16 protein-coding genes and 1 pseudogene are annotated in these 18,492 nt (G+C 69.6%); 14 read left to right on the top strand and 3 right to left on the bottom strand.

Annotated elements, in window-relative coordinates:
* Window positions 1-71 precede the first annotated feature (71 nt).
* Complete coding sequence (locus ACFQU4_RS31280; RefSeq protein ID WP_377499732.1) at window positions 72-509, top strand: VOC family protein; 438 nt, start codon at window positions 72-74, stop codon at window positions 507-509.
* A gap of 51 nt (window positions 510-560) precedes the next feature.
* Here the strand turns inward: ACFQU4_RS31280 and ACFQU4_RS31275 are convergent, their stop codons facing one another.
* Window positions 561-2,666 (bottom strand): GxGYxYP domain-containing protein, encoded by a 2,106-nt coding sequence (locus ACFQU4_RS31275; RefSeq protein ID WP_377499730.1) that lies wholly within the window; start codon window positions 2,664-2,666, stop codon window positions 561-563.
* A gap of 268 nt (window positions 2,667-2,934) precedes the next feature.
* On the opposite strand from ACFQU4_RS31275, the gene ACFQU4_RS31270 reads away from it, so the two are divergent.
* The 3 genes from ACFQU4_RS31270 (at window position 2,935) to ruvA (ending at window position 4,646) form a co-directional block, all read left to right on the top strand.
* Window positions 2,935-3,372 carry a hypothetical protein gene (locus ACFQU4_RS31270; protein WP_377499728.1) on the top strand — a complete coding sequence of 146 codons (438 nt, stop codon included), beginning with the start codon at window positions 2,935-2,937 and terminating at the stop codon, window positions 3,370-3,372.
* Between the two features lie 87 nt (window positions 3,373-3,459).
* A complete protein-coding gene (gene ruvC, locus ACFQU4_RS31265) occupies window positions 3,460-4,041 on the top strand; it encodes a crossover junction endodeoxyribonuclease RuvC (RefSeq protein WP_377500008.1) in 582 nt (193 codons plus the stop codon).
* Window positions 4,038-4,646: a Holliday junction branch migration protein RuvA gene (ruvA, locus tag ACFQU4_RS31260; RefSeq protein WP_377499726.1), complete on the top strand. Its 609-nt coding sequence runs from the start codon at window positions 4,038-4,040 to the stop codon at window positions 4,644-4,646. The genes ruvC and ruvA overlap by 4 nt, the downstream gene beginning before the upstream one ends.
* 7 nt (window positions 4,647-4,653) lie before the next feature.
* Here ruvA and ACFQU4_RS31255 read toward each other — a convergent pair whose 3' ends face one another.
* The gene (locus ACFQU4_RS31255) at window positions 4,654-6,174 is read right to left on the bottom strand and encodes a family 43 glycosylhydrolase (protein ID WP_377499724.1); all 1,521 of its coding nucleotides are present in this window, start codon (window positions 6,172-6,174) and stop codon (window positions 4,654-4,656) included.
* Between the two features lie 165 nt (window positions 6,175-6,339).
* On the opposite strand from ACFQU4_RS31255, the gene ruvB reads away from it, so the two are divergent.
* From ruvB to ACFQU4_RS31215, 8 genes and pseudogenes are all read left to right on the top strand, one after another.
* Window positions 6,340-7,383 carry a Holliday junction branch migration DNA helicase RuvB gene (gene ruvB, locus ACFQU4_RS31250; protein ID WP_377499722.1) on the top strand — a complete coding sequence of 348 codons (1,044 nt, stop codon included), beginning with the start codon at window positions 6,340-6,342 and terminating at the stop codon, window positions 7,381-7,383.
* Window positions 7,384-7,393: 10 nt separating this feature from the next.
* On the top strand, window positions 7,394-8,170 hold the full coding sequence (locus ACFQU4_RS31245) for an SDR family NAD(P)-dependent oxidoreductase (RefSeq protein ID WP_377499720.1): 777 nt from the start codon (window positions 7,394-7,396) through the stop codon (window positions 8,168-8,170).
* A 206-nt stretch (window positions 8,171-8,376) separates the two neighbouring features.
* Complete coding sequence (gene yajC, locus ACFQU4_RS31240; RefSeq protein ID WP_377499718.1) at window positions 8,377-8,874, top strand: preprotein translocase subunit YajC; 498 nt, start codon at window positions 8,377-8,379, stop codon at window positions 8,872-8,874.
* 56 nt (window positions 8,875-8,930) lie between these two features.
* Complete coding sequence (gene secD / locus ACFQU4_RS31235; protein WP_377499716.1) at window positions 8,931-10,610, top strand: protein translocase subunit SecD; 1,680 nt, start codon at window positions 8,931-8,933, stop codon at window positions 10,608-10,610.
* Between the two features lies 1 nt (window position 10,611).
* The gene (gene secF / locus ACFQU4_RS31230; protein ID WP_377499713.1) at window positions 10,612-11,865 is read left to right on the top strand and encodes a protein translocase subunit SecF; all 1,254 of its coding nucleotides are present in this window, start codon (window positions 10,612-10,614) and stop codon (window positions 11,863-11,865) included.
* Window positions 11,862-12,401 (top strand): annotated as a pseudogene (locus tag ACFQU4_RS31225) (adenine phosphoribosyltransferase); the annotation flags it as partial. The gene secF and the pseudogene ACFQU4_RS31225, both read left to right, overlap by 4 nt.
* A gap of 77 nt (window positions 12,402-12,478) precedes the next feature.
* Window positions 12,479-13,570: a potassium channel family protein gene (locus ACFQU4_RS31220; protein WP_377499711.1), complete on the top strand. Its 1,092-nt coding sequence runs from the start codon at window positions 12,479-12,481 to the stop codon at window positions 13,568-13,570.
* A gap of 492 nt (window positions 13,571-14,062) precedes the next feature.
* A complete protein-coding gene (locus ACFQU4_RS31215) occupies window positions 14,063-16,288 on the top strand; it encodes a RelA/SpoT family protein (RefSeq protein WP_377500006.1) in 2,226 nt (741 codons plus the stop codon).
* 40 nt (window positions 16,289-16,328) lie between these two features.
* On the opposite strand, the gene ACFQU4_RS31210 is transcribed toward ACFQU4_RS31215, so the two are convergent.
* On the bottom strand, window positions 16,329-17,198 hold the full coding sequence (locus ACFQU4_RS31210; RefSeq protein ID WP_377499709.1) for a haloalkane dehalogenase: 870 nt from the start codon (window positions 17,196-17,198) through the stop codon (window positions 16,329-16,331).
* Between the two features lie 95 nt (window positions 17,199-17,293).
* Between ACFQU4_RS31210 and ACFQU4_RS31205 the strand changes: the two genes are divergently transcribed.
* On the top strand, window positions 17,294-17,758 hold the full coding sequence (locus ACFQU4_RS31205) for a MarR family winged helix-turn-helix transcriptional regulator (protein ID WP_377499707.1): 465 nt from the start codon (window positions 17,294-17,296) through the stop codon (window positions 17,756-17,758).
* Window positions 17,759-17,762: 4 nt separating this feature from the next.
* The gene (locus ACFQU4_RS31200) at window positions 17,763-18,251 is read left to right on the top strand and encodes a GNAT family N-acetyltransferase (RefSeq protein ID WP_377499705.1); all 489 of its coding nucleotides are present in this window, start codon (window positions 17,763-17,765) and stop codon (window positions 18,249-18,251) included.
* The last annotated feature ends 241 nt before the right edge of the window (window positions 18,252-18,492 follow it).

The following is an 18,492-nucleotide window of genomic DNA, read 5'->3' as shown; positions in this document are numbered from 1 at the left end:
CCGGAACTGTCCGAGGCCGCTGGCAGAGTGAGCTCTAACCAGGAAGTTCTGAGTTCGACAGGAGTCATGAGATGTCCAAGGCGTTTCAGGTGACGTTCGACTGCGCCGATCCGGGCGCCCTGGCCGGTTTCTGGGCCGAGGCGCTCGGGTACGAGTTCGACGCGCCGCCGCCCGGCTTTGACACCTGGGACGCGGCGCTCGACGCGTGGGGCGTGCCGGCGGACCAGCGCAACAGCGCATCGGCGGTGCACGACCCCGACGGGACCGGTCAGCGGTTGTACTTCCAGCAGGTGCCGGAGGGCAAGGCGGCCAAGAACCGGCTCCACCTCGACGTCCGTGCCGCACCCGGGCTGGAGGGCGAGCAGCGGATGGCCGCGCTGGACGCGGAATGCGAGCGGCTGGTGGCGCTGGGGGCCAAGCAACTGAAGCGGAACGCGCCGGCACCGCCGATGAGCCAGGGCTTCATCATCATGGCCGACCCGGAAGGCAACGAGTTCTGCCTCGACTGAACGTCCGAGGTCCCGGCCCGCTGGGCGGACCGGGACCTCGGACGGATCCGGTCAGCGGGGCGTGATCCGCGGCTCCGGGGTCGCGGCGCCGGTGCGCTGCTGGGCCGACGCGGTCCGCGGGGGTGGCGGCGGACCGGGGTTCGGCGTCCGGCGGAGCAGATCGAAGAACGTGTCGCCGAGCAGCACCTGGTAGCGGTCGTCGGCCGCCAGCAGGTCGTTCAGCTGGGCGATGTCGGTCGGGTTCCAGCCCCAGGCGAAGATCCCGGCCGAGATGAAGAACGGCGCCTTCCCATCCCAGTCGGCGATGTAGGCGTCCAGCCCGGCCTTGAACTCGACCGCCTGACCCGGCGCACCGAAGTGTCCGATCACCGGCAGTTTCCCGGCCGCGATCACCCCGCCGCCGTCCCAGGACTGCATGATCCCGCGCAACGGCGTGTTCTCCCGGTACGAATTGATCACCCAGTCCGGCATCGGGATCCAGCCGTTCTCGTCCCGGTTGTTGTAGGCGTACACAAGATCAAGTCCGGTCAGCCGGAGATAGCGTCCGGTCACCTCGGTGTAGGCGTCGAAGTCGGCCTGCGGCCAGGACCCGCCGTAGGTGTAGCCGGCCCCGGACGGCCCGCAGACCAGCAGGTCGTTCTCGGTCGCGGTCTCCTGGTAGTACCGATAGAGCGCCGGAGCCGTGTCGGCGAGCACCGGGCTGATCGTCCAGTTGGTCGGCGCCTTGCCGCGGTCCGGGTTGTCCCAGAGGTTCCGCATGTGCCGCTGGCAGTACTGGATGTTGTCGCCCTCGCCGACGGTCATCGTGACGTAGGCCTTGTTCTCGATCTCGACCGGGTGAATCGGCCGGATCCGGGCCGAGATGTCGGCCGCTACGCCGCCGTGCACGGTGCCGTTGGTGAAGAAGTCGGCCGCGAACACCTCGACGCTCTGCGTCGCAGCAAGATCAACTCCGCCCCATTCGCCGGCGACGTCGTTGGAGAACCAGCCCAGGTACGGAGTCGTCGGCTCGGTCGCGCCGAAGATCGTCCGGAGCAGCTCGCCCGGCTCGCCGTTCGGATCCAGCCAGACCACCATCGCCTTCGTCGCCACCACGTAGTCGCGGAAGTGCGGGAACGGCTCGATCCGGGTCGGCGCGGTGTCGGTCGCCGAGACCAGGTACTGGTTCCACAGGTCGACGGTCACCTCGAGCTTCGCGGTGCCCGCGGGCGGCGCGAACCGGTAGACGAAGAAGTTGCCGCCGTCGGCGAACCGGTTGGCGTCGCCGCCGATCGAGGAGTTGCCGCCCTCGACCAGGAACTCGGCCTCCTCGGCGGTGTCCGGCAGGAAGTTCGCGATCTCGGTGCCGTCGGCGAGCACCTTCACCGAGGCGACCGACGCGCCCCAGCCATCGGTGCCGAACGCGTCGCCGAACTTCACGAAGACCGCCTCGCCACCGAGCTCGGCCGACACATCGAACGTGTAGAAGTCGCGGTTGGAGGAGTCCCGGATCTGCTCGGTCTCGCGGGCCACCTCGCGCCAGGTGACGCCGTCGACATCGACCACCCGGGTCGGCGGCAGACCGGTCAGCAGCCGCTGCTCGCACTGCGGCCACAGGTGGTCCAGCTGCCACTGGTAGATCTGGGTCTTGGACTGCCCGTCGAACTTGCCGCGGAGGTCCTCGATGATCTTGAGCTGGTACGTCTCCGCCTGCTCGGCCGTGGCCACCACGGCACCCTTCAGACCGGCCAGCGTCGTCGCGACGTTGACCGTGTCCCGCACCGCGGGGTCGTACACGATCGCACCGGCCACCTTGTCGGCGTACCGGCCGACCAGGTCCAGCGGTTGATCATGGACGGTCTTCGGTACGTCGATGCCGGCCAGCCACTTGTCGTCGACACCCGAGTCGTCGTAGGCGAAGTAGAGCTCCGGCCGGGTCCGGTTCACCGCGCCCTGCAGGGTCGTCAGCAGAAGTTGATCTTCGCCGTGCAGGGTGTGGATGTCGGCCACGTCGAGATGCTTGGGCCGGGCGAACGAGGGCAGCAGTCGGCCCTCGGTCCAGGTCAGGCCCGTTCCGGCCGCGGCGGCACCGGAGGCCGTCGTGCCGAGCCAGCCGGCGGTCAGACCGGCTGTCGCAAGGGCGGTGTTGATCTTGAGAAAACTGCGTCGGGAAACCATGGCGCCACTCCTTTGTGTGGTGATCCCCGGGGCACGAGTCCCCGCCAGTTGCGGTGAACGTACCAACGCCGACGGGGCCCGGTCAGCGCCTTCGTTTCAACGTTCCACCCTTTGGTCAAACAATTTGTGAAAATGCCCGCTCGGGTGCCGTGAGCGCCGCGTCAGCGCCACGTCAGTGGGCGGAGGTCCACTGGTCGGTGAGAGGGACCGAGCGGGAACTGCGTGGGGCCCGAACCGCGGGCCCGCCACTCGGTCGAGGAGGTCTGACATGCGTTGGATGACGGGATTGGTGGCCGGAGCCGCAACCGTGATCGCGGCCGGCGGAGTGCTGGCCGCGGGGGCGTCGCCGGCCGCGGCGTACCCGCCGGGATGCATCGGCAAGAACTTCAACGAATCACGATCGCTGGGGCCGGGGGAGGCGATCTGCAACGGCAACTACCTGGTCCGGATGCAGACCAACGGCGACCTGGTGCTGCGCAAGATCTCGACGGGTCGGGCCTGCTGGACCTCCGGCACCCGCGCCACGAACGCGACCGCGAGTTTCAAGCAGGGTTACATCACGCCGGCCGGCCACGTGCACCCGTACGTGCTCATCGCCGGCACCAAGATCTGGGGGACCAACCATGTCGGGGACCCCGGAACGAACGCGAATGTGAACGGCAACGGCGAGTTCTGGATCGGCTATCACAAGGCGGGTTCCTGCTGAGCGGCCCGACGCCGACCTCGACGGCGCGTCGCCCGAGCGTGGAGCGGGCCACCGGATAAGGTTCCGAACGTGTGTTCGGATGGGTCGCTGCGCGTGCTCGGGGTCGACCCCGGGCTGACCAGGTGCGGGCTCGGCGTGGTCGACGGGCGGCCCGGGCGGCCGCCGACGATGGTCGCCGTCGGGGTCGTACGGACGCCGGCCGACCTGGACCCGTCCCGCCGGCTGCTGCAGATCGAGCAGGGGATCGAGGAGTGGGTCGTGGCGCACCGGCCGGCGGCGGTCGCCGTCGAGCGGGTGTTCGCCCAGCACAACGTGCAGACCGTGATGGGTACGGCCCAGGCGGCCGGGATCGCGATGCTGGTCGCGGCCCGGCACGGCCTGCCGGTGGCGCTGCACACGCCGAGCGAGGTCAAGGCGGCGATCACCGGTTCCGGCCGGGCCGGCAAGGAACAGATAGGACAGATGGTGACCCGAATCCTCAAGCTGGACGCCATGCCGAAGCCGGCCGACGCGGCCGACGCGCTGGCGCTGGCGATCTGCCACGTCTGGCGCGGCGGCGGGACGTCCCGGCTGGCCGACGCGGCCGGCGCGGCGGCGGCCCAGCAGGCCCGGCAGCGGGCGGCCTACGCCGCGGCGACCGGCCGGGCGACCCGCGGGCGGGCCTCGTGATCGCGCGGCTGACCGGCGAGGTGGTCCAGCTCGGCGCGACCTCGGCGGTGCTCGAGGTCGGCGGCGTCGGGATGCTGGTCCAGTGCGGCCCGAACACCGCCGCCGCGCTCCGGCTCGGCCAGCCGGCGACCCTGGCCACCTCGCTGGTGGTCCGGGAGGACTCGCTCACGCTGTACGGCTTCGGCACCACCGAGGAGCGGGAGCTGTTCGAGCTGCTGCTCACGGCGTCCGGGGTCGGGCCGAAGCTGGCTCAGGCGTCGCTCGCCGTACTCAGCCCGGACGACCTGCGGGCCGCGATCGCCACCGAGAACCTGGTCGCGCTCACCGCAGTCCCTGGCATCGGCCGCAAGGGTGCCCAGCGGATCGTGATCGAACTCAAGGACAAGATCAACTCCGTCGGCTTGGCCGACCGCCCGGCCGCGCCCGCGCCGAGCCGGCCGGCGGCCTGGCGGGATCAGGTAAGCCAGGGCCTGCAGGGCCTCGGCTGGTCCGCCCGCGATGCCGACGCCGCCTGCGACAACGTGGAATCCCTGGTCGCGGACGACCCCGATCTCGGCGTCGCCGAGATCATGCGGGCCGCGCTGAAGTCGCTGGCCAAGAAATGATCAAGCTCTAGACCGGGTTCAGCTTCCACTTCTGGCAGTCGTCCTGCCAGTAGTTCCAGACCCGGACATCGGCGCGTGGCGTGTTCGAGCAGCCGGCCACGTCGAGCGAGCGGCCGCCGAGCTTCGAGGTGATCCGTACGTGATCACCGGGCAGCCGGTCCACGTACCAGCGCTGACAGTCGGCCCCGGTGTAGCCGGACTGCACGACATCGGTGTTGAGGTCGGACGAGCACCCGGCGAGATGCAGGGCCTTCCCGGTGTCGTCGTTGATGATCTTGTACGTCCCGGTGCCGTCGTTCAGGTAGCTGAGCCGCCACCGCTGGCAGGCGCTGCCGACGTCGTTCCAGACCGACACGTCGGCGCCGTCCGCGGTCGAGCAGTCGAGCACGTCGAGCGCTCCGGCCGGGATGTTCTTCGGCGCGATCCGGTACGTCCCGTCCGGCACCGGGGCGACGCCCGGGTCGCCGGACGGCAGGGCGACGTTCTGCCAGCTCGCCGACGGCACGCCGAGCTTGGGGGTGCCGTCCGCGGCGAAGCTGACCTTGTCGATCCGCAGCGACCGGTCGCCGCCACAGCTGCCGTACGGGGCTCCGCTGGAACTTGTCACCGCGTGGTAGGCGTTCCAGACCTCCTTGCCGTCGGGGGAGGTGAAGAAGCTGTTGTGTCCCGGGCCGAAGACCCAGTTGGCGTCGTTGCGCTGGAACACCGGGCTGGTCGACTTCTTCCAGGACCGCCGGTCCAGCACGTTGCCGCCGGTGAACTCGAGCGTGCCGACCGCATAGTCGGGCGTCGCGCACTGGCTGGCGGAGAAGAAGAGGAAGGTACGGCCGCCGCGGCGCAGCGCCGTCGGCCCCTCGTTGACCAGGCCGTGCTTCTCCCAGTCATAGGTCGGCTCGGACAGCAGCGTCGTCGGCCCCGCCAGCGTCCACGGGTTCTTCATCTGCGCGATGAACAGGCTCTGCGGGCTGCCGTTCAGGTGCCCGGACCAGACCTGGTAGAGCTTCCCGTTCGGCATCGTCAGCACGGTGCCGTCGATGGAGAAGTCGTTCTGCGTCGCCAGCTTCGCCTTGAAGGAGTACGGGCCCATCGGATCAGACCCCTGGCTCTCCAGCACGTACATCCGGTGCTTGGAGAGGTCCGAGCTGCTGTCCTGCGCCGTGTAATAGACGTAGAAGCGGCCGTTGAGGAAGTGGATCTCGGGCGCCCAGATGTGGCAGCAGCGTTCCGGCGAGGAGTCCTGCCAGATCGTCGTCGACGGCGCCGTCGCCAGCTCGGCGACGGACTTCGCCTTCACCAGCACGATCCGGTCCACCGTCGTGTACGTCAGGTAGTAGCTGCCGCGATGGGTGAAGAGCCACGGATCGGCGACGCCCTCCCGGAGCGGGTTGCGCACCGTCTGGGCCGGAGCGGCGGCCGGTTCGGCCTCGGCCCGGTCCGGTACGACCCAGAGCCCGAGCGCCAGCAGCACGGGGACCAGCAGGGCCAGCATCAAGATCGGGTTCCGTCCGGACACACGTGTCGAGCGCATCTCGCCTCCCGGGCGTCGAGCTCACCTCAGGTGGCTCCGTAGATAGCGTTGTATACGCATTCATCGTCGCCAGCGAGAGCCCCGCGCGTCAATGACTCCCGGTGGACCAGTTCCTGTCGGCCCGTCGGCCGCTCCGATTCGTCAGCCCTTGACACAATGGCCACGATGAGCGAGATCGAACTGACCAACCCGGACGCCGAGCCGGACGAGCGGGCGCTGGAGTCGGCGACCCGCCCCGGCACGCTGGCCGAGTTCACCGGTCAGGCTCGGGTCTCCGACCAGCTCGGCCTGGTGCTGGACGCGGCGCGCCATCGCGAGGCCGTACCTGATCATGTGTTGTTGTCCGGCCCGCCCGGCCTGGGCAAGACGACTCTCGCCATGATCATCGCCGCCGAGCTGGGCGCACCGATCCGAATCTCGTCCGGGCCCGCGATCCAGCACGCCGGCGACCTGGCCGCGATCCTGTCCGGGCTGGTCGAGGGCGAGGTGTTCTTCCTCGACGAGATCCACCGGATGTCCCGGCCGGCCGAGGAGATGCTGTATCTGGCGATGGAGGACTTCCGGGTCGACGTCGTGGTCGGCAAGGGCCCGGGCGCGACGGCGATCCCGATCGAGATCCCGCGGTTCACCCTGGTCGGCGCGACCACCCGGGCCGGGCTGCTGCCGGGTCCGCTGCGGGACCGGTTCGGCTTCACCGCCCAGCTCGACTACTACGCGGACGAGGACCTGGAGCGGATCGTCAACCGGTCCGCCGTCCTGCTCACGGTGGAGGTCCGGCCGGACGCGGCGCGGGAGATCGCGTCCCGGTCCCGCGGTACGCCACGGATCGCGAACCGGCTGCTCCGCCGGGTCCGCGACTACGCCCAGGTCCGCGCCGACGGCCTGGTCACCCGCGACGTCGCCCGCGCGGCCCTCGAGTTGTACGAGGTCGACGAGCTGGGCCTGGACCGGCTGGACCGCGCCGTACTCGACGCCGTCTGCCGGCGGTTCGGCGGCGGGCCGGTCGGTCTGTCCACACTGGCCATCTCGGTCGGCGAGGAGGCCGAGACGGTCGAGGAGGTGGCCGAGCCGTTCCTGGTCCGGGAGGGCTTCCTGATGCGGACGCCGCGCGGCCGGGTGGCCACCGGGGCCGCCTGGCGGCATCTCGGCCTGACCGCGCCGGCCGGCGCTCGCGGCGCCGTGGACGATCCACCCGACCTCTTCTCCTAGGCGGTTCAGCATGACGGGACTCTCGCGGTTCGACGGCCGCACAGCGCTGATCACCGGTGCCGGGTACGGGATCGGCCGCGCCTGCGCGCTGCGGCTGGCGACCGAGGGCGCCCGGGTCGTGGTGACCGACCTGGACGCGCCGGCGGCCGGTGCCGTGGCGGCCGAACTCCCTGGAGTGAGCGGCGGTGATCATGCGGCCCACCGGCTGGACGTCACCGATCCCGACGCCGTGGCCCGGACCGTGGACCTCGCGGCGGCAGCCGCCGGCGGGCTCGACTTGTTGATCAACGTCGCCGGCGGCGACACGGCGCACGGCGCCTTCGAGGAGACCGACGACGCCGTCTGGTCGCGGATGCTGGACCTGAATCTGCTCGGCGTGGTCCGCTGCTGCCGGGCCGCGGTGCCACACCTGCGGCGGAGCACCCGAGGCCCGGCGATCGTCACGATCTCCTCGATCAACGCGCTGACCTCATTGGGTAGCGCGCCGTACTCCGCGGCGAAGGCGGGCCTGACCTCGCTGACCGGGAACCTGGCCACCGCGCTGGCCCGGGACGGCATCCGGGTCAACGCCGTCGCGCCGGCCACGATCAGGACCCGGGTCTGGGACGACCAGCCGGGTGGTGCCGACCGGCTGGTAGGCCTGTATCCGCTCGGCCGCGTCGGCGAGCCCGAGGACATCGCCGGGGCGGTGGCGTTCCTCGCCTCGTCCGACGCGTCCTGGATCACCGGCCACGTCCTCCCGGTCGACGGCGGCCTGCTCTCCAGCCCGGGCCTGCCGCCGGATTGAGACTCCCGCCGGGACCGGGACCGGAGTCGGCTCCGGAGGTCACGGTCAGGACATCGGTCCGGACTCGCGGCCGCTGCCGCCTGTCTGTTCCCAGGGAGACTGGGTAGAGTACGGCGGTCGGCGCTTGCCGGCGCACATCCGGCGTGGGCATCGCACCCCGCGCCCCGACGCTGATTTGTGGAGACATGGACCCCAATTCGCCAGTCATGACGATCGTCCTGATCGGTCTCATGGTCGTCGCGTTCTATTTCCTGATGATCCGGCCGCAACGGAAGCGGCAGCAGAAGCAGCAGGAGACGCTGAACGCGCTGCAGCCGGGGACCAGGGTGCTGCTCGGCAGCGGTGTGTTCGGCACGATCCTTCGGATCGGCGACAAGCAGGCCGTGCTGGAGCTGTCGCCCGGCAACGAGCTGACCGTGCTCAAGCAGGCCATCGTGCGGGTGGCCGGCCCGGAGGACGAGGACAACCCGGAGACGGTCAACAGCACCGTGCCGGAGCCCGAGGAGCCCGCTTCGACGCTGGACCTCAAGGACGACGCCGATGCCGACGCCGCCAAGCCCGAGGCCGACGAGCCGGGGGAGCAGACCTGGCGCGAGTACTCGATCAAGCAGGACGACGACGCCGACGAGGCCTCCGCGGACCAGCCGGCGACCGATCAGCCGGCCTCGGAGCAGCCGTCCGACAAGGCCTCGCCCAAGGAATGACGTTCGCGTCCCAGGAATGACATCGCACCAGCTCTCGACAAGGAATTAGCAAGCACGTGGCATCGAACAGCGGCCACCCGGGCCGTATCCTGATCGTCTTCACCGTCCTGGTCGCCGCCCTCTTCGGGATCATGGCGCTCAACCAGACCTGGACGCCGAAGCTCGGTCTCGACCTGCGGGGTGGAACCACGATCACGCTGACGGTGAGTAACGTCACCGGCGGTGGGCCGGTCGACGAGAAAAGTCTCAGCGAGGCCCAGACCATCATTCAGAACCGGGTGGACAGCCTCGGCGTCGGCGAGTCCGAGGTGACGACGGCCAACGGCAACCAGATCACGGTCTCGGTGCCGAACGTCCAGCAGGACGAACTGGTCCGGCTGGTCGGGCAGACCGCGCTGTTGCGGTTCCGTGCGGTCTACGCGGCCGAGCAGGTGACGCCGACGCAGCCTGAGCCGGAACCGACGCCGACCCCGAGCGGGTCGCCGTCGCCCAGCGGGTCGCCCGCGCCCAGCGAGTCGCCGACCTCGTCACCGACGGGCAACGGCCGTCCGGCACCGCAGTTGCCGACCGCGCCGCCGCCGCCGAAGGTGCCGCGGCCGACGGAGCCCGGCCAGGGCACCCCGGAGGACAAGGCGCTGGCCTGGCAGCCGAATCAGAACGACCAGGCGGACTTCGCGTCGTACCAGTGCGGCGACAAGTTCCCCGACGTGGCCGACCAGCCGCTGATCACCTGCAACCGGGAGAAGACCGAGAAGTACCTGCTCGGCCCGACCCTGATCATCGGTGAGAAGCTGAGCTCCGCTTCGGCCGGCATCCCGCAGAACGATGTCCGCTGGGTGGTGAACCTCCAGTTCAACGACGAGGGCACCAAGCAGTTCGCCGCCGTCACGAAGGCACTGTCGGCGCAGACCGAGCCGAAGAACCGGTTCGCGATCGTGCTCGACGCCCAGGTCATCTCGGCGCCGACCACGGTGTCGATCCCGGACGGCCGGGCGCAGATCGAGGGCAGCTTCAACCAGGCCACGGCGACCGAGCTGGCCAACATCCTGAAGTACGGCGCGCTGCCGCTGGCCTTCGAGGTGTCGTCGGTGGACAACGTGTCAGCGACGCTGGGCGGCGAGCAGCTGCAGGCGGGCATCATCGCCGGCATCATCGGCCTGATCCTCGTGATGGCGTTCGCGATCCTCTACTACCGCGGCCTGGCCATCGTGGTCCTGGCCTCGCTGGTCGTCGCGGCGGCCGTGACGTACGCCTTCATGGTGCTGCTCGGTTCCTCGGTCGGCTTCGCGCTCAACCTGCCCGGCATCGCCGGCGCGATCGTGGCGATCGGGGTGACGGCGGACTCGTTCGTCATCTACTTCGAACGGATACGCGACGAGGTCCGCGACGGGCGCAGTCTGCGTACGTCGGTCGAGACCGGCTGGCTGCGGGCCCGGCAGACCGTGCTGATCGCGGACGCGGTGTCGATGCTGTCGGCGATCATCCTGTTCCTCCTGGCCATCGGCGCGGTGAAGGGCTTCGCGTTCACCCTCGGCCTGACCACGCTGATCGACGTCGCCGTGGTGTTCCTGTTCACCAAGCCGCTGATGAGCGTGCTGGCCCGGACCAAGTTCTTCGGCGGCGGGCACAAGCTGTCCGGCCTCGATCCGAACCACCTCGGTGTCGCGGCCCTGCCCGGCAGCCGAGGCCGCCGGCGCACCGTCAAGGTCGGCGACCCGGCCCCGAAGGAGGCCTGACATGTCCAGGCTGTCCCAGTTCGGCCACAAGCTGTACACCGGAGAGGTCTCGTACGACTTCGTCGGCAAGCGGAAGATCTTCTACCTGATCTCCGCGGCATTGCTGGTGATCTCGCTCGCCGCGATCCCGATCCGTGGGCTCACCCTCGGCATCGAGTTCGTCGGCGGCGCCGACTTCCAGGTCGGGATGCAGGTCAACGCGCAGACGGTCGACCAGGTGCGCGAAGCCGTCAAGGGCTCGGGCGTGCCCGACCTGGACGACATCGAGGTCACCACGATCGGTGACAACACGGTCCGGGTGCAGACCCGGACGCTCGATGCCGAGTCCGAGGTGCCGGAGGTTCGGAAGTCGATCGGTGAGGTCGCCGGCGTCCCCGGCGACGACGTGACGTACAGCCTGATCGGCGCGTCCTGGGGGCAGCAGATCACCCAGCAGGCCGTGATCGCGCTGTTCGTCTTCCTCGGTCTGGTGTCGCTGATGATCGGCGTCTACTTCCGGAACTGGAAGATGTCGCTGACCGCACTGGCGGCACTGATCCATGACCTGATCCTGACCGTCGGGATCTACGCGCTGTCCGGCTTCACCATCACGCCGGCGACGTTGATCGGCATGCTGACCATCCTCGGCTATTCGCTGTACGACACGGTGGTGGTCTTCGACAAGGTCCGGGAGAACGTCCGCGACCTCAAGACGAGCAACTCGCGGACCTACTCCGAGGCCGCGAACCTGGCCGTGAACCAGGTGCTGGTCCGGTCGATCAACACGACGGTGATCGGCGTGCTGCCGGTGGCGGCGCTGCTGTTCGCCGGCGCGTTCATCCTGGGCGTCGGTCCGCTGAAGGACCTGTCGCTGGCGCTGTTCGTCGGCATGGTCTCCGGTGCGTACTCCTCGATCTTCATCGCGACCCCGCTGCTGGCCCAGCTCAAGGAGCGCGAGCCGGAGATGAAGAAGCTGGCCGCGCGGGTGCTGGCCCGGCGCTCGAAGCAGGAGAAGGCCTCCGCTCCGACGGAGCCGGCGGCGACTGCGGCCAAGGCGGCGAAGAAGCCCGCCGAACCCGACGACGTCGAGGCCGCTGAGGCGTCGACGGAGGACGACACCGAGTTCGAGAACTACCCGAAGTCGAAGTCGTCGATGCCCATCTCGGTCGGTTCGGCCGCAACCCCGCCGTCGCGGGTGACCCGGCCGCTGTCCGAAGCCGCGGCAAAGCGGCCGCAACCGCAGAACAAGCCAAGGAGCCAGCGGAGGAAATCGTGACCACCCTCGTCACCGACCAGACCAAGGAACAGCTGGCGGGGCTGATCCGCGACGTGCCGGACTTTCCGACACCCGGCGTGCTGTTCAAGGACATCACGCCCCTGATCGCCTCGCCGGGCGGCCTGGCCAAGGCCGTGGAGGCCTTGGTCCGGCTGTCCCCGACCGAGGTCGACACGGTGCTCGGCGTCGAGGCCCGCGGCTTCGTGTTCGCGAGCCCGGTGGCGCTCTCGCTGGGCGCCGGGTTCGTCCCGGTCCGCAAGCCGGGCAAGCTGCCGGCCGAGGTCCTCGAGACCAAGTACGACCTCGAGTACGGTTCCGAGTCGCTCGCCATCCATGCCGATGCGCTGTCCCCGGGCGATCGGGTGCTGCTGGTCGACGACGTCCTGGCCACTGGCGGCACCATCGGCGCCGCGGCGGAGCTGATCCGGTCCAGCGGTGCAGAACTGGTCGGCGTCACCGTCCTGATCGAGCTGGCCTACCTGGGCGGCCGGCAGCGGCTGGCCGAGCAGGGGATCACCGAGGTCGTCTCGGTGCTGCAGTTCGACGCCCCGGGGGAGGCCGAGGACGCGGCGGGCTCGGAGCCCGCCGAGCCCGGCGAGACCGCCGAACCTCGGTGAGCGCCTTCGGCCGGCAGTGGGTCCGGACCAACCGCGGCCGGTGGCGGAACCAGGCGCTGGTCAGTCTGCCGGACACCCGGCCGTCGCCGGCCCAGCAGCTGTTCCAGCGGATCCTGCTGGCGGCCCTGTTGCTGGCGGCCTCGGTGGCGCTGGTCTGGTTCGACCGGGACGCGTACACCGACAACCTCGACGGCCACGTGTCGCTGATCGATGCGATCTACTACTCGACCGTCACCGTCACCACCACCGGCTACGGCGACATCACCCCGATCGAGCCGCACTCGCGGCTGCTGAACGCGATCTTGATCACACCGCTCCGGGTCATGTTCCTGGTGTTGTTGGTCGGTACGACACTGCAGGTGCTGGCCACCGAGGGCCGGCGGATCTTCATGGACGGACGGTGGAGGAAACGGATGCGCAACCACGTCGTCATCGTGGGCTTCGGCACGAAGGGCCGCAGCGCCGTCGAGACCTTGGAGAACAGCGGCTGCGATCCGTCGAAGATCGTGATCATCGACGGCCGCGCCACCGCGATCAACGACGCGAACCTGCGTGGCTACGCCGCCATCGAGGGTGACGCGACTCGGCGGGACATCCTGCGCCGGGCCGAGATCGTCAAGGCCCGCGAGGTGATCATCACCCTGGACCGGGACGACTCGGCGATCCTGGTGACGCTGACCGTACGGCAGCTGAACCCGTCCGCCCATGTCGTCGTTGCGGTCCGCGAGGAGGACAACGCGTCCCTGGTCCGGCAGTCCGGCGGCGACGCCGTGGTCACCTCCTCGGAGGCGGTCGGCCGGCTGCTCGGGCTGTCCGCGGTCAGCCCCAACCTGGGCACCGTGATCGAGGACCTGCTGTCCACCCGGGAGGGACTCGAGGTCGCCGAACGCCAGATCACCGCCGACGAGGTGGGCCGCCAGCCCGCCGACATCCGGACCGAGCACGTGGTCGCGGTGGTCCGGAACAAGACGCTGCGCCGGTTCTACGACCCGACCGTGGCCAGCCTGCAGACCGGCGACCAGGTGGTCGTCGTGCGTCGCGCCGAGGCGGAGCGGACCGGCGACCGGATCCCCGAACCGGAGGTCTGATTCCCGCCGGTACGGCGACAGCACGAAAGCGGCTTCGGGGGCAAGCCCGGCCCGGCGTTCCTGGCTGAGGACTTGCCAGCGGGAATGCCAGGAGGCAGTCTGAGCGTTTCAACTGCGAGAACAGTCTCGGGCGTGGCGGGCGTGGGAGCCGAAGCGGTTGAACTCCCGGTCCGGTACGACCCCTAGACTTGGGCAGGAACTGGTGAGGGGGTGTTCGCCGTGAGCGACCCGCGGATTGCCGTTGACCCGGCAGTCGACCCGGGCCCGGAGACGAGCCCGACGCCCCGGCGCGCCCGGCCGGCACCGGCTCCCACCGGCAACAACTCCCGTCCTCCTTCGCCGTTGACCCCCCGGGTCCGGCCGCCGCTCGACGAACTCGACCCGAACGGCAGCAACGGCAACGGCACCTCGAACGGAACGAACGGTCACGCGCCCGCCAGCCCGGCGGTCCCGGTCCGGCTGACCACCGGCCCGGAGCAGCCGCGGGTCCGGATGCGGCAGCGGCTGGCCAGGTTCGGCAGCGGCGGCCGCAGCGCGACCCCGGTGCTGGATCCGCTGTTCGCGGTGATCAAGGCGAACCACCCGAAGGCCGATCTTGGCCTGATCGCGCGGGCGTACCGGACGGCCGAACGCTGGCACACCGGTCAGCTGCGCAAGAGCGGCGACCCGTACATCACCCATCCGCTGGCGGTCACCACGATCCTGGCCGAGCTGGGCATGACCGAGTCGACGCTGTGTGCGGCCCTGCTGCACGACACGGTCGAGGACACGCCGTACACGCTGGCCCAGTTGAGCCGCGACTTCGGCGACGAGATCGCGCTGCTGGTCGACGGCGTGACGAAGCTGGACAAGGTCAAGTACGGCGAGTCGGCGAAGTCGGAGACCATCCGCAAGATGGTGATCGCGATGAGCCGCGACATCCGGGTGCTGGTGATCAAGCTCGCCGACCGGCTGCACAACATGCGCACCCTGCACTACGTACGGCCGGACAAGCAGACCAAGACCGCCACCGAGACGCTCGAGATCTACGCGCCGCTGGCCCACCGGCTCGGCATGAACACGATCAAGTGGGAGCTCGAGGACCTCTGCTTCGCCACCCTGCACCCGAAGGTGTACGACGAGGTGGTGCGGCTGGTCGCCAAGGCGGCGCCGAGCCGGGACGAGTTCCTGTCCGAGGTGATCGCCCAGGTCGAGGCCGACCTGAAGGGCGCCAAGATCAAGGCGACGGTCACCGGCCGGCCGAAGCACTACTACTCGATCTACCAGAAGATGGTCGTCCGCGGCCGCGAGTTCAACGACATCTACGACCTGGTCGGCCTGCGCATCCTGGTCGACTCCGTGCGCGACTGCTACGCCGCGCTGGGTCAGATGCACGTCCGCTGGAACCCCCTGCCCGGGCGGTTCAAGGACTACATCGCGATGCCGAAGTTCAACATGTACCAGTCCCTGCACACCACGGTGCTCGGCCCCCAGGGCAAGCCGGTGGAGCTGCAGATCCGGACCGACGAGATGCACCGCCGGGCCGAGTACGGCGTCGCCGCGCACTGGAAGTACAAGGAAGGCAAGGGCGGCCCGAGCCACCAGATCAAGGGCGACGGCACCGACCTGATGTGGGTCCGCCAACTGCTCGACTGGCAGCGCGAGACCGCCGACCCGAGCGAGTTCCTCGACTCGCTGCGGTTCGAGATCAACAGCACCGAGGTGTACGCGTTCACGCCGAAGGGCGACGTGATCTCGCTGCCGCAGGGCGCCACCCCGGTCGACTTCGCGTACGCGATCCACACCGAGATCGGGCACAAGACGATCGGTGCCCGGGTCAACGGCCGGCTGGTGCCGCTGGAGTCCGTGCTCGCCAACGGCGACGTGGTGGAGGTCTTCACCTCGAAGGCCGCCGGCGCCGGGCCGAGCCGGGACTGGCTGACCTTCGTCAAGAGCCCGCGCGCGAAGAACAAGATCCGGCACCACTTCACGCTGGAGCGCCGCGAAGAGTCGATCGAGATCGGCAAGGAGGCGCTGGCCAAGCAACTCCGCAAGGGCGGCCTGCCGCTGCAGCGGCTGCTCACCTTCGAGCACCTGACCGCGGTCGCCGGCTTCTTCAAGATGCCCGACGTGTCGTCGCTCTACGCGGCGGTGGGCGAGGGCACCGTCGGTGCCCAGGCGGTGCTGAACCGGCTGATCAGCGTCGAGGGCGGCGCGGACGCGGCCGCGGACGAGGCAGGCGAGGACCAGGTCGTCACCGGCCGCCGGCGGCGTCCGTCGACCTCGGCGAACGACTGCGGAATCCACGTCGACGGCTCCGGTGATCTGCTGGTCAAGCTGGCCAAGTGCTGCACGCCGCTGCCCGGCGACGACATCATCGGCTTCGTCACCAAGGGCCAGGGCGTCTCGGTGCACCGGACCGACTGCGTGAACACCTCGAACCTGCAGTCCGAGCCGGAACGGCTGGTCCAGGTCAGCTGGGCGCCGACCGCGAAGAGCTCTTTCCTGGTGGCGATCCAGGTCGAGGCGCTGGACCGGAACCGGCTGCTCTCCGACATCACCCGGGCGCTGTCCGACCAGCACGTCAACATCATGTCGGCCACCCTGTCCACCACCAAGGACCGGATCTGCAAGGCCCGCTTCACCTTCGAGACCGCCGACCCGACCCACCTGGACCACGTCCTCCGCGGCGTCCGCGGCGTCCCCTCGGTCTACGACGTCTACCGCATCAACCAATAACCCACACCACCCCCGCTGACTGGGCACAAAAGCAGGCGTTTCAGCGGCGTGTCGCTGCTGAACTGCCGACTCGGTCGAGCCAGCCGGTGACCGCCGAGGCGATCGCGTTGGGTTGATCTTCTGGCGCATGGTGGCCGGCCGGGCCGATGCTCTGCACCTCGAGCGACGGGACGTTCGCCCGGGCCCAGTCGACGATCGCGGGGGAGACCAGGCTGCCCGGCTCGGTCGTCAGCAGCAGCTTCGGCACCTCAGGGCTGTCGGCCAGCCAGCGGTCGTACGCCAGCACCCGTTCCACTACGTCGGCCGGCTCACCGTCCACCGGATGGGACCGGCCCCACTGCAGCAGCGGCAGCCGGCTCGCCGGGTCGGCGTACGGTGCGCGGTAGACCGCGAGGTCGTCGTCGGAGATGCCGGGATTCGTTGCGTGCAAGGCGGTTTCAATGAACCAGTTGTCGTCGATCGCCATCCGTTCGCCGACGCCAGGGGTGCGCAGCGCCTGGAACAGTTCGACGGCCGGCGGGGGATAGTCCGACCAGCTGAGCGGGCGCAGGAACGTCTCCAGCACAGCGATCCCGCGGACGGTTCCGGGCAGCCGGGCGGCCCGGTCGAGCGCCAGCGCGCCGCCCCAGTCGTGGCCGACCAGCACCGCCTCGTCGATCCCGACCGCGTCGAACCAGGCGTCCAGGTAGCGAGCGTGATCATGGAACGTGTACGCCAGCGTCGGCTTGCCGGACTCGCCCATGCCGATCAGGTCCGGCGCCAGCACGCGGGCGTGCTCGGCGATCACCGGCAGTACGTTGCGCCAGATGTGGGAGGAGGTCGGGTTGCCGTGCAGCAGGACCACGGTCGGGCCGCCAGTGCCGGCCTCGCGGTAGGCGAGGAAGGAGTCCAGTACGTCGATCGTCTTCATGGGAGTTCCCCGAATCTGTTGGTGTTGCCAATGTTGGTGCCGCCAACAGTAACCCATTCCGTGGGGGATACCAATGAATTCGCTAGACTCCGTCCATGAGCCCTGCCGAGAAGCCCGCGTTCTCCCAGCTCGCCGAGATGCCGGGCTGGCTGGTCGGCCAGGCCTCCCTGTTCAGCCACCGGCTGCTGGTCGACCGGCTGGCCGAGGAGGGTGCGCGGCCGTACCACTTCCGGCTGCTGGCGGCTCTCGACGAGTCGGGTCCGCTCAGCCAGGCCGAGCTCGGCCGCCGTACCGGCATCGACCGGAGCGACGTGGTGGCCGCCCTGGACGAACTCGTGGCCGACGGCCTGATCGAGCGCACCCCGGACGAGGCGGACCGGCGGCGCAACGTCGTCACCGTCACCGGCGCCGGCAAGCGCCGGCTGCGCAAGCTGCACCGGATCGTCACCGGCGTTCAGGACGAGTTCGTCGCGCCGCTGAGCGCGGCCGAGCGGAAGACCCTGGTCCGGCTGCTCGGGCGACTGCTCGATCATCACCGGGGTGAGAGCCGGATACCGTGATCCCGTGGAGATCCGTACCGCGACGGCCGAGGACTGGCCGCAGATCTGGCCGTTCTTCGATCGCATCGTGCAAGCCCGCGAGACCTACGCCTACCCGCTCGACCTGACCGCCGTCCAGGCCCGCGACCTGTGGCTGCAGCCGCCGCCGGACCATGCCGTCGTGGCGGTCGAGGACGGCGAGGTGCTGGGCAGCGCCAAGATGGGCCCGAACCGGCCCGGCGCCGGCAGCCACATCGGCACCGCGAGCTTCATGGTCGACCCCACCCGCAGCGGCCGCGGCGTCGGACGTTCCCTCGCCACGTACATGATCGACTGGCACCGCCGGAACGGCTTCCACGGCATCCAGTTCAACGCCGTCGTCGAGACCAACACCGCCGCCGTCCACCTCTGGCAGGCCCTCGGCTTCATGATCATCGGCACCGTCCCCGACGCCTTCGACCACCGCGAACACGGCCTGGTCGGCCTCCACGTGATGTACCTCCCCCTGACCTGACCCCCCCAACAAACTCCGCCGACCGGGCACAAAAGCAGGCGTTCTGGCGGCGTGTCGCTGCACTTGTGCCTGTGAGGATCGTCAAGTGCCGTTCGCGGCGGTGGGTCTGACCCAACTTGTGCCTGGTCTGGTTTGCCTTTGACTGGATCTGTCGGCCTGTCGTCGCGTGCGGTGCTTGCTGCCACCGGGCGGCTGGGGGCGTGTCCCGATAGGGGCCTTGCTGTCACAAGAGCGCCGTCAC

Source organism: Microlunatus sp. GCM10028923, from assembly GCF_042666975.1.
Taxonomy (GTDB): domain Bacteria; phylum Actinomycetota; class Actinomycetes; order Propionibacteriales; family Propionibacteriaceae; genus Microlunatus.
The sequence above is the reverse complement of the archived record's forward strand: the minus strand, read 5'-3'. Positions and strand labels throughout refer to the sequence as shown.